The 16,555-nt window shown below is 71.1% G+C and carries 17 protein-coding genes and 1 pseudogene; 6 read left to right on the top strand and 12 right to left on the bottom strand.

Translation table 11 applies throughout. The annotated features are described in order from the left end of the window. Positions 1 to 21: 21 nt before the first annotated feature. A complete protein-coding gene (locus tag ABZ857_RS04180; protein ID WP_079315542.1) occupies positions 22 to 720 on the bottom strand; it encodes a redox-sensing transcriptional repressor Rex in 699 nt (232 codons plus the stop codon). Positions 721 to 913: 193 nt separating this feature from the next. Between ABZ857_RS04180 and ABZ857_RS04175 the strand changes: the two genes are divergently transcribed. Together ABZ857_RS04175 and ABZ857_RS04170 are read left to right on the top strand one after the other, a co-directional pair. Beyond that, positions 914 to 1,162 carry a glutaredoxin family protein gene (locus tag ABZ857_RS04175; protein ID WP_357037187.1) on the top strand — a complete coding sequence of 83 codons (249 nt, stop codon included), beginning with the start codon at positions 914 to 916 and terminating at the stop codon, positions 1,160 to 1,162. Between the two features lie 49 nt (positions 1,163 to 1,211). Further along, positions 1,212 to 1,625, top strand: a pseudogene (locus ABZ857_RS04170) (serine hydrolase domain-containing protein); the annotation flags it as partial. Here ABZ857_RS04170 and ABZ857_RS04165 read toward each other — a convergent pair. Beyond that, positions 1,622 to 3,298: a hypothetical protein gene (locus ABZ857_RS04165; RefSeq protein ID WP_357037184.1), complete on the bottom strand. Its 1,677-nt coding sequence runs from the start codon at positions 3,296 to 3,298 to the stop codon at positions 1,622 to 1,624. The pseudogene ABZ857_RS04170 and the gene ABZ857_RS04165 overlap by 4 nt on opposite strands. A 289-nt stretch (positions 3,299 to 3,587) precedes the next feature. Here ABZ857_RS04165 and ABZ857_RS04160 point away from each other — a divergent pair, with 289 nt between their 5' ends. The 3 genes from ABZ857_RS04160 (at position 3,588) to ABZ857_RS04150 (ending at position 5,969) form a co-directional block, all read left to right on the top strand. Beyond that, positions 3,588 to 4,127, top strand: coding sequence for a sigma-70 family RNA polymerase sigma factor (locus tag ABZ857_RS04160; RefSeq protein ID WP_357037181.1), 540 nt, complete (start codon positions 3,588 to 3,590; stop codon positions 4,125 to 4,127). A gap of 155 nt (positions 4,128 to 4,282) precedes the next feature. After that, on the top strand, positions 4,283 to 5,044 hold the full coding sequence (locus ABZ857_RS04155) for a DUF5667 domain-containing protein (RefSeq protein ID WP_357037178.1): 762 nt from the start codon (positions 4,283 to 4,285) through the stop codon (positions 5,042 to 5,044). 55 nt (positions 5,045 to 5,099) lie between these two features. Next, the gene (locus ABZ857_RS04150) at positions 5,100 to 5,969 is read left to right on the top strand and encodes an HAD-IB family hydrolase (RefSeq protein WP_357037175.1); all 870 of its coding nucleotides are present in this window, start codon (positions 5,100 to 5,102) and stop codon (positions 5,967 to 5,969) included. On the opposite strand, the gene ABZ857_RS04145 is transcribed toward ABZ857_RS04150, so the two are convergent. Further along, positions 5,951 to 7,447, bottom strand: a complete 1,497-nt coding sequence (locus ABZ857_RS04145) for an MFS transporter (protein ID WP_357037172.1) — start codon at positions 7,445 to 7,447, stop codon at positions 5,951 to 5,953. The two genes, ABZ857_RS04150 and ABZ857_RS04145, sit on opposite strands and share 19 nt — an antisense overlap. A 211-nt stretch (positions 7,448 to 7,658) precedes the next feature. Here ABZ857_RS04145 and ABZ857_RS04140 point away from each other — a divergent pair, with 211 nt between their 5' ends. Next, complete coding sequence (locus ABZ857_RS04140) at positions 7,659 to 8,573, top strand: Lrp/AsnC family transcriptional regulator (protein ID WP_357037169.1); 915 nt, start codon at positions 7,659 to 7,661, stop codon at positions 8,571 to 8,573. A gap of 7 nt (positions 8,574 to 8,580) precedes the next feature. Here the strand turns inward: ABZ857_RS04140 and ABZ857_RS04135 are convergent, their stop codons facing one another. From ABZ857_RS04135 to ABZ857_RS04095, 9 genes are all read right to left on the bottom strand, one after another. Beyond that, positions 8,581 to 9,615 (bottom strand): alpha/beta hydrolase, encoded by a 1,035-nt coding sequence (locus ABZ857_RS04135; protein WP_357037165.1) that lies wholly within the window; start codon positions 9,613 to 9,615, stop codon positions 8,581 to 8,583. A gap of 93 nt (positions 9,616 to 9,708) precedes the next feature. Continuing rightward, positions 9,709 to 10,587, bottom strand: coding sequence for a lysophospholipid acyltransferase family protein (locus ABZ857_RS04130; RefSeq protein WP_357037162.1), 879 nt, complete (start codon positions 10,585 to 10,587; stop codon positions 9,709 to 9,711). 10 nt (positions 10,588 to 10,597) lie between these two features. Continuing rightward, positions 10,598 to 11,650: an NAD-dependent epimerase/dehydratase family protein gene (locus ABZ857_RS04125; protein ID WP_357037403.1), complete on the bottom strand. Its 1,053-nt coding sequence runs from the start codon at positions 11,648 to 11,650 to the stop codon at positions 10,598 to 10,600. Between the two features lie 71 nt (positions 11,651 to 11,721). Then, a complete protein-coding gene (locus tag ABZ857_RS04120) occupies positions 11,722 to 11,820 on the bottom strand; it encodes an AURKAIP1/COX24 domain-containing protein (RefSeq protein ID WP_018654693.1) in 99 nt (32 codons plus the stop codon). Between the two features lie 155 nt (positions 11,821 to 11,975). Continuing rightward, positions 11,976 to 12,179, bottom strand: a complete 204-nt coding sequence (locus ABZ857_RS04115; RefSeq protein ID WP_030456159.1) for a helix-turn-helix domain-containing protein — start codon at positions 12,177 to 12,179, stop codon at positions 11,976 to 11,978. Between the two features lie 312 nt (positions 12,180 to 12,491). Continuing rightward, positions 12,492 to 13,283, bottom strand: coding sequence for a phosphatase (locus ABZ857_RS04110; protein WP_357037157.1), 792 nt, complete (start codon positions 13,281 to 13,283; stop codon positions 12,492 to 12,494). Positions 13,284 to 13,325: 42 nt separating this feature from the next. Then, positions 13,326 to 14,489, bottom strand: a complete 1,164-nt coding sequence (locus tag ABZ857_RS04105; RefSeq protein ID WP_357037154.1) for an acetoin utilization protein AcuC — start codon at positions 14,487 to 14,489, stop codon at positions 13,326 to 13,328. 55 nt (positions 14,490 to 14,544) lie between these two features. Then, on the bottom strand, positions 14,545 to 15,120 hold the full coding sequence (locus tag ABZ857_RS04100; protein WP_357037151.1) for a hypothetical protein: 576 nt from the start codon (positions 15,118 to 15,120) through the stop codon (positions 14,545 to 14,547). 238 nt (positions 15,121 to 15,358) lie between these two features. Further along, a complete protein-coding gene (locus tag ABZ857_RS04095; RefSeq protein WP_357037148.1) occupies positions 15,359 to 16,543 on the bottom strand; it encodes an ABC transporter permease in 1,185 nt (394 codons plus the stop codon). Positions 16,544 to 16,555 lie beyond the last annotated feature (12 nt).

Raw genomic sequence — 16,555 nt, 5'->3', positions numbered from 1 at the left:
TCGCTCCGATCGATGGCTCACTCACATGACCACCCCGTCCGGCCACTCCTCGGCCATGATGGGCCCTCCATTAGCCTTGCGCTGCTCGTGGAACGCAAGTATCTGCAGCTCGATGGATAAATCGACTTTACGGACATCCACGCCGTCAGGCACAGCCAAGACGACGGGGGCGAAGTTCAAAATACTGGTGACACCGGCCGCGATGACACGGTCGCAGACCTGCTGCGCCGCCGTGGCGGGGGTGGCGATCACCACGATCGAGACTCCACGCTTCTTGATCACCGACTCCAGCTCGTCGGCGTGCTCGACGACGAGACCCGCGATGCGGTCGCCCACGACGTGCGGATCGGCGTCGAGCAGGCCGGCGATCCGGAACCCGCGGGAGGCGAACCCGCCGTAGTTGGCCAGCGCCCGGCCGAGGTTTCCCACGCCCACGATCGCCACGGCCCAGTCCTGAGTGAGACCAAGCTCACGCGAGATCTGGTAGATGAGGTACTGCACGTCGTAGCCCACGCCCCGGGTGCCGTACGACCCGAGGTGGGACAGGTCCTTGCGGAGCTTGGCGGAGTTCACCCCGGCGGCGAGCGCGAGATCCTCCGAGCTCACCGTCGCCGTGCCCCGTTCGGCCATCCCGTTGAGTGCGCGCAGATAGAGCGGCAGCCTCGCCACGGTGGCGTCGGGGATGCCGCGGTCGCGGGCCTGCGGGATACGGCGGATCACTTGCCGGGGCTCCAGGGGGACGGACGGCCGGTTACGCCCCCGGCCGCACAGCGGATGCGACGGATGAATACCAGGTTAGTGCCTTTGTGAAGCTATGCACAAAGTCGATCGTGCGCGCTTCCCTCGTATCCAGGGTCCCAGGAGGGGGCGCCGGTCTCCATGCCGGGCCGGGAGGATCGCGATAATCGGGAGCATGGCTCCTCGAGACCACCGCATCACGCTGCTCGGCAAGCCCGGCTGCCATCTGTGCGACGACGCCCGCGCGGTGATCGAGCGCGTGGCCGGAGAACTGGGCGTCCCCTGGGAGGAACGCGACATCACGGCCTCGCCGGAGGACCAGGCCGAGTACTGGGAGATGATCCCCGTCGTCCTGATCGACGGCGTGCAGCACGACTACTGGCGGGTGAACGAGAACCGCCTCCGCGAGGCCCTGCTGCGTTGACGTCGAGGCCGGCGTCGATGCGGCCCCCCCCTGATCCAACACGCCGGTCGACCGTTACCTGCCCGGCCTGCCGGCGCCCGACGTCACCGTACGCCACCTGCTCCGGCATACGAGCGGTGTGCCCGACTACCTGGCGCTGCTGGACCCCGGCGACATCGTGGCCCATCGCTACGACCACTGGAACGCGATGGACCTGGTCGAACTCGCGCTGCGCCACCCCATGGAGTTCCCCGTCGGCACGGACTGGAGCTACTCCAACACCAACTACCTCATCGTCGCCCTGATCATCGAGAAGGAGACCGGCAACGCTCGGCTTCAGGACCAGCGGCGGGGCGACCCTCGACGGCAGGCGGATAACGGTGATGACCAACCTCTACCGCATCGACGGCGTCCGCAACGCCGACCTCGACTCAGTGGTCACCGCCGCCCTGTGCGAGACCGCCTCGTGAGGGCCTGGGCCTAGAGGACCTGACGGGTGGGGAGGGGGACCACCTTGGCGGCGTTGACGGTGAGCTCGATGACGTTGGCCGCCAGCACGTACTTCACCCGCTCGGTCGCGAACCGCTCCATGTGCGGCTGCCGCTGGTGCTCGCCGTAGCCGACCTCGTCCCGGTAGAGCTCGTAGACGATGCGCTGGAGCGGGGCCGACTTGACCCCGTGGCAGACGAACAGCAGCGTGTCGGGCTCGTTGCGCTGGACGGCCTCCACCGTCTCCTCCGCCAGCTTGTCGAACGCCTCGCCCGAGCCGTCGAGCAGGGTGAAGACGGTCAGCAGGCCGTAGATTCCGGGGGCCGGCTTCACCGTGCCCCCCTGACCGGCGGGCCGGCCCGCCTGCTGCGGCGCCTGCGGGTCCCCCTGCCCGCCGCCCTGGCGGCTCATGACCGGCCGGGACCTGCCGCCGAACCCCACGCCGAAGCTCGCCGCGAGGTCGGCCGGGTCGGGGATCTCCGCCCCGGGATACAGGGCCCCCGTGGCGGGCATCGCCCGGTCGGGCTCGGCCGGGGACGCGGCGGGCATGCCGTACTCGGGCCTGCGGGGCTGGCCGTACTGGTCCGCGGCGAGAAGCTGGCCGGTCGCGGGCCCGCCGAAGTCGTCGGCGAGCGGAGGGCCGTCGGAGGGCCGCATGCGGGCGGCGTAGTCGACCTCGCCCTGCTCCCCCGCCCGGTATTCGGCCACGAGGTCGCCGAGCCCGGAACGGCGCGGCGCTCCCGGAACCCCCGCCCCTCCCGGAACACCGGCTCCTCCGGGAACACCCGCTCCTCCAGGAACACCGGGCGCTCCCGGCATCCCGGGCGGAACCGCGCCCGGTCCGGCGGGGCGGCCTTGAGGGGCCCCTCGCGGCGGCACGGGCGGCCCGGAGGGCGCGGAGGGCACGCGGGTCTCGGCACGCAGGGCGCTGTCGGCCCGGCCGCCGCGCCGCCCCTGCCACTCCTCCTCCGGCGCCTCGTCGTCCTCGCCCTCGTCGTCGTACGGTGCGAGCGGGCGGGCCACGGCGTACCAGACGCCTCCGGCGGAGGCGGCGAGCACCACGACGACGACCAGCCCCGGGAGCCCGAATTCGAGCACACCCGAGATCACCATTCCCGCCGGGGCGAGCACGACCGTCGCGTTCATGTTGTCGACGTCGTACTCGTCGCCGTCACGCCAGGCCATCACCGCCATGGCGAGGCAGAGCAGGAGCATGAAGACCACCAGGCCGTGAACGCCCCGCAGCAGCCACTCCGGCCAGAGGTCCCAATGGGCCGGCCCGTCGGGCAGCGACTTGTCGAACCCAGCGGTGACGACGGGGTCGAGCACCATGATCACCGTGCCCACGACCGTGAGCGCCGCGCCGAGGAGCCAGCCGGCGAAGCGGGCGCCGCCCTTCTCCGCGAGGAGCTGGATGACGCCGATCGCCAGCCAGAGCGGAGCCAGCAGCGAGCCGGTGATCTGGTAGGCCCGGAACGTCACGGGCCCGAACCCGGTGAGATGGCCGACGGCGATGGCGCCGAGCGACAACGCCAGCGCGCCCGTGGCGATGCTCCACGCGATCAGCCAACCGGCCGGCTCGTCACGGAGACGCCCGACGAGGACGCCGGTGGTGATGCCGGCGAGCAGGGCGCCGGCGAACGCGAGGAGAGCGACGAGGACTTCCATGGTGGCACCCATGCTGCCGGACATCGGCTTCCCACCGGTAGCCGGTCACCCTGTCCGGGAATATCACCACCCGCGTCTCCACTCCTGAAGTCGATTCCTCCACCCGAACGGATTGTGTTATCTCCCGTTGATTTCTAGAGTGTTCGAGCACGCCGACTCCCCTTCCCCCATGGGATAACGGATGCCGAACACGTGGCCGTTGGCCGGGCTTTCCCCTCCGGTCGCCGCAGGAGCAGCGCAATCCGCGCGCTCCGCCGGTCTCTCCGACCGGGAGCACGAGCACGACGAGATGCGAAGCCTCGTGCTGCGCGCCAAGACCGGCGACAGCGAGGCGTTCGGCATGCTCTACGACCACTACCTGGAGCTGGTCTACCGGTACGTCTACTTCCGGGTCGGCAGCCACGCGCTGGCCGAGGACCTGACGAGCGAGACGTTCCTGCGGGCGCTGCGGGGCATCGCCGAGTTCACCTGGCAGGGCCGCGACTTCGGCGCCTGGCTCGTCACGATCGCCCGCAACCTCGTCACCGACCACTACAAGTCGGGCCGCAACCGCCTCGAGGTGACCACCGCCGAGATCCTCGACACGCCCCTGGACGGCCCGCACATCCCCGAGAACGCGGTCGTCACGAACATGGTCAACGAGCGCGTGATGCAGGCGATCAAGCAACTCGGCGCGGAGCAGCAGGAATGCGTGATCCTGCGCTTCCTGCACGGGATGTCGCTCGCGGAGACGGCGAAGATCATGGGCAAGAAGTCCGGGGCGATCAAGGCGCTCCAGTTCCGGGCGATCAGGGCGCTCGCCCGGGCGCTCCCCGACGATCTCGGCTGAGACCCCCGTAACCATTACCCATACCCCATCGTTGGGCATGTGGCAGGTCGGATCTTCAGGCGGATCTCGCGGGCCGGCCGGGAGGTGACGAACGCTTCCCAGGGCCCGCGAGCGGATCTCCGCTGGGCGTCAAGCGGGGGATGGCGGGAGCGGTGATGGGCTGGTGGCGACCCTCGCGCCGCGCGGGCGGCCGGTCGGCGGCCCGCAGCCGCCGGCTCGCCGGTCACCGCTTCCTGCTGCGCGGCCGCTCGGCGGCCCGCACCCGCGGGGTCTCCGCGCGCGTGGCCGGTCTCCGCTCCCTGCTGGGCGGCGGCCCGAGACCCGAATTTCGCGAGAGGCTGCGGACCGAGCTGATGCGCGCCTACGCCGCCGAGCGCGCCGCGGGCAGGCACGCGGCGGGAAAGCACGCCGCACCCCCCGCCACACCCCCGCGGCCCCGGCCCCGCCGGTCCCTGCTCGTACGGCTGCGCCCCCTGCTGGTGTTCTGCGTGCTGCTGGCAGGGATGTTCGGCACCGGTGTGCGCGCCTACCACTCGGTGCCGGGCGAGGTGCTGTATCCGCTGAAGAGGCTGGCGGAGTCGACGGTGCTCGACCTCGCGTACGACGAGGAGGAGCTTGCGCAGCGGCAGATGGTCGCGGCGCGGGAGCGGGCGGCCGAGACGGCCTCACTGGTGGACAGGTCGACCCCGGAGCGCCGCCGGCTCATCGGGCAGACGCTCGACGACATGGAGACGACCACCAGGGCCGCGCTGAGCCGGGTTGCCCGCCAGGGGCGCGCCGGCGGCAAGGCCCGCGAGTTCGCCCGTGAGCAGCGCAATCTCGTGGAACCGCTGCTGCCGAAGCTCGACCAGGAAAATCGCGACAAGGCCAACCAATACCTGAGTTACATCGACTCGTTCACGGGTTCCGGACGTTGACACGTCATGTCCCGCTCCCGTTCCGGACACTGTCCGGCGGTTAAGCTGATGAGCCATGAGGCGGCTATTGCGACGGCGGGAAGCGGCGGAGATCGCCGGCGAGGTGGCGGCCGCCGCGGCGGTGTCCGCCCCCGAGGTCGTCCCCGACCTCACCGCGGCGGCGTTCTTCGATGTCGACAACACCATGATGCGCGGCGCCTCGATCTACCACTTCGCCCGGGGACTGGCGGCGCGCGGCCTGTTCACCAGCCGTGACCTCATGAAGTTCGCACTGGGACAGGCGTGGTTTCGCGTGCGGGGCAACGAGAACCCCGAGCACATCGCCAAGGCCAAGGAGATGGCCCTCGCCTTCGTCGCCGGGCTGAAGGTGGACGAGGTCGTCCGGCTGGGCGAGGAGATCTACGACGACGTGATGGCCGACCGCGTGTGGCAGGGCACCCGCGCGCTGGCCCAGGCGCACCTGGACGCCGGACAGCGCGTGTGGCTGGTCACCGCCACGCCGGTCGAGCTGGCCCGGGTCATCGCGCAGCGGCTCGGGCTCACCGGCGCGCTCGGCACGGTCGCGGAGACCGCCGACGGCGCCTACACCGGAAGGCTCGTCGGCGACCTGCTGCACGGCCCGGCCAAGGCCGAGGCCATCCGGGCGCTGGCGCGCCGCGAGGGCCTCGACCTGGCCCGCTGCTCGGCCTACAGCGATTCGGCCAACGACCTGCCGATGCTCTCCCTGGTCGGGCACCCGCACGCGATCAACCCGGACAGCGAGCTGCGCGAGCACGCCAGGGAGAACGACTGGGAGATCCGCGACTTCCGCACGGGCAGGAAGGCGACGATGATCGGCCTGCCGATCGCCGCGACCGCGGGGGCCATCGCGGGCGGCGTCGCCGCGGGCATCGCCCTGCGCCGTCACTACCGCTCCACCGTCTGACCGGACCGCCGCCCCACGGCGGATCGGCGCCGTACGGGCTCGGCCTGGGGGTCGCGGACGCCCATCCACGCGGCCGCGACGGCCGTGACGGCGACGAGACCGGCGGCGATCCAGAACGTGAGCCGGACCGCACCCAGGGCGGCGGCGCCCGGATCGACGTGCGACCGGACGTCCGCGGTGAACCTGTGGAGGAACGCGGTGCCGAGGACGGCGACGCCGAGTGTGCCGCCGAACTGCTGGACGGCGTTGAGCAGGCCGGCGGCGGAACCGGTCTCGTGCGGTCGCACCCGTGACAGGGCCGTGGTGAAGAACGGGACGGTGAACAGCCCGTTTCCCGCTCCGCCGAGTGACAGCGCCGCGAGCAGGGGCCACGGACAGCCGTCTGCGGGTGCGGCGTGGTAGACGCCGATCGCGCAGATCAGCCCGGCGAACAGGGCGGCGAGCCCGACGAACATGATCTTCGCTCCGTGGCGGGGAACCAGACGGGCACCGGCGTGCCAGGAGGCGACGGCCATGGCGGCCGACCACGGGAGCAGGGTGAGCCCGGCGGTCAGGACGTCGCTGCCCAGCCCCAGCTGCACCTGGAGGACGATCGCCACCATCAGTCCGTTCATCACCGCGAAGAACAGCGTGGAGGTCGCCAGAGCGGCCGGGAAGGCCCGGTCGCGGAACAGGCTCGGTTCGATCAGCGGGCTGCGGCCCCGCCGGGCGCGGTGACGCTGGTGCCACCCCAGCGCCGCGAGGACGGCGACGCCCGCGGCGAGAGCGATCCAGACCCAGGCGGGCCAGCCGGCGGCGTCCCCCTGGATGAGGGGATACACGATCAGGCCGGTGCCGAGCACGGCCAGCCCGGTGCCGGGCAGGTCGACGCGGGGAGGGTGAGGCGACCTGCTCTCCCGCAGGGCCCACGCGATGGCCAGGACGAGGGCGGCGAGGGGAACATTGACGAGGAACGCCGCCCGCCACGACACACCGAACAGGTCGGCGCGGGTGAGAACGGCGCCGAGCACGGGCCCGCAGACGGCGGCCAGGCCCATCACCGGCCCGATGGACCCCATGGCCTTGGCCAGTTCGTCCCCCTCGAACATGGCCCGGATCAGTCCGATGGTCTGCGGAATGATCAGCGCGGCCGCTGCTCCCTGGACCGCACGTGTGGTGATGAGCATTCCCGAACCGGTGGCGCAGGCGCAGACCGCCGATGCCAGCGCGAAGAGGGCGACCCCGGCCGTGAACACCCGTTTGCGGCCGATGAGGTCACCCAGACGGCCGCCGGGCACCAGCAGCACGGCGAAGGGCAGGGTGTAGGCGGCGCTGAACCACTGGATGTCCGACTCGGCGCCGCCGAAATCGCGGTGGATCACCGGCGCGACCACCGTCGTGATCGTGGCGTCCAGCAGGTTCATCGCCTCGGCCACCAGCAGCGTGACCAGCGCGAGCCACCGATACCGCGCGGCGGCGGTGTCCTCCTGTACGGGCATCACGTCTCCTTCCGCTTGTGTCGTGGGCACGCAGCAGCCTGCGGCGTACCGGTGGGACGCTCCAGCCAGGAAGCCGACTTTGCGGATTTGTTCCATGGAGGGCGGAACAGCGAAAGAATCTGACGATGCTGGATGAACTGGACCGGGGTCTCGTCCATGCCCTGCACGTCGACGGGCGAGCGCCGTTCAGCCGGTCGCCGAGGTCCTCGGCGTGTCCACCCAGACCGTGACGCGCCGTTACCGGCGGCTGCGCACCGAGGCCGGGCTGCGCGTCGTCGGCCTGCCCGAGCAGGACCGCACCGGCCAGGCGCAGTGGGTGGTCCGGCTCACCACGACCCCCAGCGCGTCCGCGGCTCTGGGGCACGCGCTGGCCCGGCGTCCCGACACCTCCTGGGTCAAGCTGGCCTCCGGAGGCACCGAGATCTTCGCGATCGTCCACGCGGCGGGCGACAGCCGGCTCTCACGGTCGCTGCTGCTGCACGACATCCCCCGTACGTCCGGGATCACGGCCGTCTCCGCGCACCTGCTGCTCCACACCTACCTGGGCGGTCCGACCGGCTGGCGTGGACGGCTGCGAACCCTCGGCGACGAGCAGCATCAGGCGCTCCTGACGCCGGCCTCCTCACCCGGCATTCGCGATCAGGTGAGCCTGACGGACGGCGACCGCGCTCTGATCGACGCCCTGCGCCACGACGGCCGAGCCGGCTACGCCGAACTCGCCGCGGCCACCGGCTGGTCCCCGGCCACCGTGGCACGCCGCCTGGCCGACCTGCGCGCCGGCGGAGCCGTTTTCTTCGACGTGGAGATCGATGTCGCCCTCTACGGCGTCACCACCCAGGCTCTGCTGTGGATGGCCGTCGCGCCGGCGCATCTGGACCAGGTCGCGGCCACCCTGGCCACCCACGACGAGCTCGCCGTCGTCGCGGCCACCACCGGCACCACCAACCTGCTCGCCCACGCGCTCTGCGCCGGCCCCGCCGACCTGCACCGCTACCTCACCCGGCGGCTCGGCACGCTCGACCAGATCCGCACCCTGGAGACCGCCCCCGTCCTGCACACGCTCAAGGCGGCCGGGCATCTCACTCCCGTGGCCGCCGGGCCGGGGTTCCGCGCGGCACGCGCCTGAACCGCGATCAGGCCGCGGCCCGGCCCGGTGGGGAGCCGGGTACGGCCCGCTCGATCAGGCCGGCCAGCTCCCGGTTCACCAGCTCGGGGCGTTCGAAGCCGATCATGTGCCCGGCGCCGGGGATCCGGACGAACCGGGCCTCGGGCAACGCCTCGGCGATCCTGCGGCTGTGGGCGAGCGGGGTGAGCCGGTCCCGCTCCCCCACCATGACCAGCGTCTCCATCCGCTGGAGCGCCCTCAGCGCGGCGAACTTGTCGTGCACCCGGAAGTCCCGGAAGAACCCGACCATGACCTCGGTGGGCGTCGCCGCGGCCATCGCGTTCACCAGCCGGACGTGCCGCCGGCTCGCTCCCCTGCCGAAGGCGACGTACCGGGTCACCGGCAGGTTCGTCCAGCCCTTCACGCGGGGCCGCGCGTCGATGACCGCGGCGCGGGCCAGCATGCTCTCGAACAGCAGGGGCGTGACGCGGGGAGCCAGCCGCCCGAGCGGCCCGGGGAGGCCGAAGGTGCTGGCGTCGAGCCCGCCGGACGAGGTGCCGAGCAGCGCCGCACCGGCCACCCGCGACTCGACCAGGGCGGGGTGCCGGTCCGCGAGCGCCATGACCGTCATGCCGCCCATCGAGTGGCCGACGAGGACGACGGGCAGCCCCTCCGGCACGGCGGCCTCGATGACAGCGGCCAGGTCGTCGCCCAGCCGGTCGATCGTGCACGTCTCCAGCGCCCCGGCCGAGGAGTCGCCGTGCCCGCGCTGGTCGTAGAAGACGAGCGTGCCCAGGCCCGCCAGTGCCTCGCGCTGGAGCTGCCAGCAGTGCCGGTTCATCAACCAGCCGTGCGCGAAGACGACGGCGCACCGGGGATCGGGATGGTCGTCGACCTCCACGGCCAGGCGGACCCCGTCGTCGGTCGTGACCGTCGTCCGGCGCCCGGGCGCGCCGTACGGAGCCAGTGCGGCCTTCGCCCGTCTGGTCTGGACGCGTCGCGCGGCGCCGATCGCCAGGCCGAGGGCGAGCCCGGCGAGGGCGGCGTTCCGCCCCTTGCTCATGGTGCTCCTCCGGGGGTGAGAGTGAGCACACCATACCGACCAGTAGGTCGCTTTGTTAGATCCTGTACCCAATAAGTTTCGGGCAGCGTGGAGTCACAGCACGATCGGCGGAAACGCCGGCCCCCGGCGCAGCCGCAGGGCGTCGAGCTGCCGTTGCATGGTCTCCCGGACGTGGTCGGTCAGGTCGAAGACCAGCATGGGGTCGTCGGCCTCCTCCGGGGCGTACTCGTCGGTCCGGATCGGCTCGCCGAACTCGATCAGCCACTTGGACGGCAGCGGAAGCAGGCCGAGCGGCCCGAGCCAGGGGAACAGCGGAGTGATCGGCAGGTAGGGCAGGCCGAGCAGCCGGGCGAGCGACGGAATGTCGCCGATCTTGGGGTAGATCTCCTCCGCCCCCACGATGGCGCACGGGACGATCGGCACGCCGGCCCTGATCGCCGACGCGACGAACCCGCCCCGGCCGAACCGCTGGAGCCGATAGCGCTCCGAGAACGGCTTGCCGATGCCCTTGAAGCCCTCGGGGAAGACGCCGACGACCTCGCCCTTGCGCAGCAGCCGGTCGGCGTCCTCCGGGCAGGCGAGCGTGTGCCCGGACTTGCGGGCCAGGTGCCCGAGCACGGGAAGCTGGTAGACCAGATGCGCCCCGAGCAGGCGCAGCGGCCTGCCCAGCTCGTCGTGCACCGCGACCTGCAGCATCAGTGCGTCCACGGGCAGCGTGCCGGAGTGGTTGGCCACGATCAGCGCGCCCCTGTCGGCCGGCACGTTGCCGAGCCCGAGGGCCTCGGCCCTGAACCAGTGCCGGTAGAGCGGGCGCAGCGCCTCCAGCAGCACCTTCTCGTTGAGCTCGGGGTCGAAGCCGAACTCGTCGACCTCGTACTCGCCGGTGACCCTGCGCCGCAGGAAGGCGAACAGCTCGGCGAGCCGCTCGTCGGCCGTGTTCCCATCCGTGCGCCGGCCCTGGAAGTCGTCCATCAGCGTCCCGTCAGGAGATCGGCCGGACGAAGTCGGCCAGCCAGTCGACCAAGGCGCGCGGCAGCTCGCCGGGTCCGCCGCGCGACCGGAGGAAGTCGTCGAACGCCGCCGCCGTGCTGTACTTCGGCCGCCAGCCGAGCTCGGCCGCGAGCCTCGCGATGTCCACCGCGCGGCCGTGGCTCATGAGCGCGAGCTGCTCGGGCGAGAAGTCCACCAGCCGCGCGCCCCGGGCGAGGCCGCTGACGAGGCGGAAGGCGGGAGACGGCATCGGGATCACCGGCCGGCCCGTGCGCCGCGCGCACTGCGACAGCAGCAGGACGCCGTCGCCCGCGACGTTGAACACCCCCGGGTGGTCGGCCCGCGCCGTACGGCACAGCACCTCGACGGCGTCGTCCTCGTGGACGAACTGCAGCCGGGGATCGAAGCCGAGCACGGTGGGCAGCACGGGCTGGGAGAAGTACCGCGTCAGCGGTGAGTCGACGCCCGGCCCCATGAGGTTGGCGAACCGCAGCGTCGTCGTCGTCACGTCGGGCCGGCGCCGGGCGAAGCCCCGCACGTACGTCTCGACCTCGGTGGCGTCCCTGGCGTACCCGGAGTGCGACACCTCGACGGGCTCGGTGTCCTCCGTGAACACGGCGGGAGCGTGCGGCGAGGAGCCGTACACGGCCGTGGTGGACCGCACGACCACCCGGCGCACCGTGGCGGAGCGCTGACACGCCGCGAGCAGCTGCATCGTCCCGATGACGTTGTGCTCCTTCATGGCCGGCCGGCCGCCGCCGGTGCCACTCACCCGGCCGCTGCCGCCGGGGCCGCTGACCAGGCTGAGGTGCACGACGGTGTCGACGTCGGCGTCCCTGATGACCTTGACCAGGTCGGGACTGCGCAACGCGACCCGGACGAACTCGGTGCGGCCGAGCACCGCGCCGTCCTCCCCGGCAGGGGATGGCGGCGGCGCCGTGTCCACGCCGATGACCCGGTCGATCTCCGGGTCGGCCGCGAGCGCGATCGCCACACGAGCGCCGATGTGACCGGAGACACCGGTGACAAGCACAGTACGAGTCATCGACGCCTCGCCGGGGGTGTGCGTGTTCACGGTCGCCCGGTCCCTGGGGACCGGTGCGCGCTCCGTCTCGGCTACTTCTTGTTACGCCGCTGGATGCGGGTCTTCTTCAGCAGCTTGCGGTGCTTCTTCTTGGCCATACGCTTGCGGCGCTTCTTGATCACAGAGCCCACGGGACCCCCAGGTGAAGGTGTGACTGTCAAACCGGCGCGCGAGCGCACACCGGCTCAACAGACTACCGGCGATCCGTGGTAGATCGCTCCCCCGGGGGACCCCGCGTCGACCGGGAGTCGGCCACGCCACCGTCAAGCGCGGCCGTCCGGGCGGTTCATCCTGCTTCGATGAACGCGTCCCGCAAGTAGTCGTGGACCGCCTGCTCGGGCACTCTGAAGGACCGGCCGACACGGATGGCCGGTAACTCCCCGGAGTGCACGAGCCGGTACACGGTCATCTTGGACACCCGCATGACGGTCGCCACCTCGGCCACCGTCAAGAACTTCACCTCGCTGAGAGGTCTTTCGCCTGCACCCATCGGACGCCTCTTCCGCACGTGTTTCCGGGTTATCCCCACTGGTGCCATTGCTCACGCACGTGTACTGCCGTCAGCGTAAGTCCGGACTCCGAGTAGGCAAACCCCTCATTCCATCAGTCAACGGAGCCGTGTGCCGTCAAAATCGGGAAAGTCGCTGGCAGCAGCCGGGCCGTGCCCCTCGCCTCAATCTTGGAACGGACCAACTTCTCTCACATTAGAGTCGCCCAGGCACACGAAAAAGTTGGCAAACGGTCGGCACAGAGGTGCAAAATCGGGCGCGAAATGCCCGGTTTGGGAGGTCCGGAAGGGGAGTCAGAGGCTGCGCGCGACCCGGGCGAGCAGGTACGCCGTCAACGGAGCGTAGAAGCGGGGCAGCACATTGTCATCCAGGGGAACGGTGACCGCGATCTTCCCCTCGGCCTCGCCCACGAACAGCGCGGGGTCGTTGCTGTCGGCGAAGCCCACGGTCTCGACCCCGGCCTCGCCCGCGGCCCCCGCCCAGCCGTGGTCGGCGATCACGAAGTCGGGCCGCTCCTCGGCCAGCATCGCCTCCATCGGCGCCGCGTCGTGGGTGTGCACGAACGTGCCCCGGTCCTCCAGCATCGCCACGCCGTCCAGGTAGCGGATCCGCCTGCGGCGGCCGAGACCGCCGACGTACGTCCACCCCTCGGCCGGCAGGAGCAGGGTCGCCCCGTTGTCCGCGAGGAACCGCGCCAGCGCGAGGTGGATGGTGAGCAGGCCGGTCGGGTGCCCGGTGGCGAGCACGATCCGGGGCGCGCCGCGCCGCAGCACCTTGGCGATGCGCTCGCCCATCTCCTCGACGGCGTCGATGGTCCGCTCGGGGTCGATGGTGTCCGGGCCCTCGCGATGGCCCGGATCGTCCGCCACCCCCGCCTTGTCGGCCATGAGCGCCAGCACCTCGTGATAGGACCACTCACCCTCGAAGGTGAGCCCGAAGAGGTAGTGCGGGTCGCGCAGCGCGAGCGACCGATAGTGGTCGAGGTTGTTCTCGCGGCTGGTCGCCACGTCACCCGCGATGGCGGTCCGGACAAGATGTTCGCGCAGTTCGGCCCGAGTGGGCGTTCCGGAGGGTGGTGCGGTCACGACAGGTACAGCGCTCCTCGGCTCGGCATGATTCCTTACCTCTCACGGCATGGGGTCCAGGCCGTGGAAGGGGAACACCGCCTTCCTGGTCGCGATGACGGCCCGGTCGACGGCGTCGGCCGGATCGTACCCTTCCGAAATGTCCCGCCACTGCGGGTGCCGCCCGTCCGTCATGGTGAGGGGCGGTATCTCCCCTGTTCGCTCCTTCACGTACGTCCGCCAGCTGTCGGGTGTGGCGGTCGACGGCTCGACGGGGCGCCCCACCGCCTCGGCGATCAGATGCGTCCACGCCCGCGGCACGACCTGGACCAGCTCGTATCCCCCGCCGCCCACCGCGATCCACCGGCCGCCGGCGGTCTCGTGGGCCAGCCGGTGCAGCGCGGCGTACGCCGTGCGCTGCCCGTCCAGGCTGAGCATGAGATGGGCCAGCGGGTCGAGGGCGTGGCTGTCGCAGCCCTGCTGGGTGACCAGGATCTGCGGCGCGAAGGCGCGCAGCAGCGGCGGGACCACCGCGTGGAAGGCGCGCAGCCACCCGGTGTCGCCGCACCCGGCCGGCAGCGCCACGTTGACCGCGGTGCCCTCCACGCCGGTCTCCTGGGGGAAGCCGGTGCCGGGGAACAGCGTGCGCGGGCTCTCGTGCAGGCTGATCGTGAGCACCCTCGGGTCGTCGTAGAACGCCGCCTGCACGCCGTCGCCGTGGTGCACGTCCACGTCCACGTACGCGATCCTCGTCGCGCCCTGCGACAGGAGCCACGCGATGGCGACGGCCGGGTCGTTGTAGACGCAGAAGCCGCTGGCGGCGCCGGGCATGGCGTGGTGCAGACCGCCCGCGACGTTGACCGCGTGCTCGGCCCCGCCCGTCCACACCGCCCTGGCGGCGGCCAGCGTGGCGCCGGTGACCAGGGCCGACGCCTCGTGCACGCCTACGAAGGCGGGGTTGTCCTCGGTGCCGAGCCCGTAGCGCAGGTCGGGACGGCCGTCCTTGGAGACGTTCTTGACCGCCTCGATGTAGTCCCGGTTGTGCACCAGCGCGATCTCGTCCTCGGAGGCGGGAACGCAGCCGGTCACCTCGGCGCCGTCGAGCACGCCCAGGTCGCGGGCGAGCGCCATGGTGAGCTCGACACGTACGGGCGCGAGCGGATGGCCGGGCCCGAAGTCGTACGAAACCAGAGCGTCGTCCCAGACGACCCGCACCGCCTGACTCATGCCGCGACGCTACCGCACGTCTCGTCATCGACGTTCACTCGGGCGTCACGCACCGCTAGCGGTTCAGAGGGCTGACGAGATGAGGGCGAGCCAACCACGCCTCGTCGATCACCGCGCCGCAAATGGCCTCGCCTGTGAGCACCATGGCCAAGCCGGGGAATTCCCGCCAACCGCTCCGGCGGGGCGGCGTCGTCTCCATCCAGGCCTCCACGGCGGACAGGTCGGGCTCCGGCAGGAATTCCCAGCTGATGTAGTTGAACGAAAACAATACTGTCCCGTGCTCCGCGTAATCGACGATCGGAGGACAGAAATCACTCCAGCCCGCTTGGAAACACGGCCCGCGAGTAGAGAGCCGCCGCATTGTCTCGTCACTCGCGAAACCTTGAGTGAGCATCGCGACGGCCCCGCCGCCCAGCGCACCCGCGATCAGGAGGGCGACCTCGTCGTCGTACGTCTCATCGAGACAATCGGGGTCGCACGCATCAGCCAGGGTCGCGTGATCCGCATCGGCGGGAGGTAGGCCGAAGCCGGCGAACACTTCCTCAGGCGAGACATTCGCGCACCAGAGCACGGCAGCGAGATCGTCGAATTCTGTTCGCCTCAGCCACCGATATCGCTCTGGTGGTTCCACTGGCCATCTCCGTTCCTGTGCGGATCGCGACAGTCTGCCCACCGGCGCCGCAAGCCAGTGGACGGACTATGCTCACATCTGGTGCTTACATCACAGCATCTTTTGAACGGAATCCCGTCCAGTGATTCCAGTTCTTCAGGCGAGCGCCTGCGCCGCATTTTTCGAATCGCTCGACCATGTCCTCACAGCCGTACGGCCGAATGACGCGCCGACGGCCATCGACGGGTGTCAAACACTTTCAGTCCGTACGGAGGGGGACGACGGGGTCGAGCCTGGCCGCCCGCCGGGCAGGAGCGACGCCGAAGAAGACGCCGACGGCCGCGGAGACCCCGAAGGCGAGCACGATCGACCACCAGGTGATCGACGCGGGCACCGGTGAGACCGCCTGGATCAGCAGCGCCCCGCCGACCCCGGTCAGGATGCCGATCACACCGCCGATCGTGGTCAGCAGCACGGCCTCGATCAGGAACTGGCCGAGGATGTCCCGCCCGCGGGCGCCGAGGGCCTTGCGCAGGCCGATCTCCTTGGTCCGCTCCCTGACGCTGACCAGCATGATGTTGGACACCCCGACGCCGCCGACCAGCAGGGAGATCCCCGCGATGGCGGCGAGCACGCCGGTCAGCATGCCGAGGACCGTGCCGATCGTGCCGAGCAGCTGGGTCTGCGTGACGGCCGAGAACTTCTCGCCCGGGTAGCGGGCGTCCAGGGCGGCGACGACCCGCTGCCGCAGCGGTTCGATCTCGTCCGGGCCGGAAGCGCCGACGGCGATGCCGTTGATCCTCGGCAGCCCGATCAGCCGCTGGGCGGTGGTGACCGGCAGATGCACCTCCTGGTCCCGCGCCACCCCGAACGTGGATCCGACGGTCTCGTAGACGCCGATCACCCGGAACCGCACCCCCGCGATCGTGACCTGGCGGCCGATCGGATCGACGTCGCCGAACAGCTTGGCCGCGACCTCCGAGCCGAGGATCGCCACGCGCCGCCGCGTGTCCACGTCGGTCTCGGTGAGATAGCGCCCCCGGCGCAGCGGCCGGTCGAACACGTGCGGCATGTTCTCGTCGGTCCCGGTGAGCGTGGCGAACACCTCCAGGCGGCCCACCCGGACCGGCTCGCCGGAGTTCACCGCGACCGTCACCTTCGACGGGTCGCCCACCACGCGCCGCACGTACGCGACGTCCGACAGGTCGAGGCGGCTCTGCGTGGGCGCCGCACCCAGCCCCACCTGGCCGGGGACCACGAGGATGATGTTGCTGCCGAGCCCCGCGATCTCCTTTTCCACGGCGTTCTTGGCCCCGGTGCCGATGGCGACGAGGATCACGACCGAAAGCACGCCGATGATCACGCCGAGCATGGTCAGCATGCTGCGCAGCCGGTTGACCCGCAGCGCCTCCACCGCCATCCGCAACGCCTCGGCCGTCCTCATGACGCCGTCCTC

It is taken from the genome of Microbispora sp. NPDC046933, assembly GCF_040644635.1.
Classification (GTDB): domain Bacteria; phylum Actinomycetota; class Actinomycetes; order Streptosporangiales; family Streptosporangiaceae; genus Microbispora.
The sequence above is the reverse complement of the archived record's forward strand: the minus strand, read 5'-3'. Positions and strand labels throughout refer to the sequence as shown.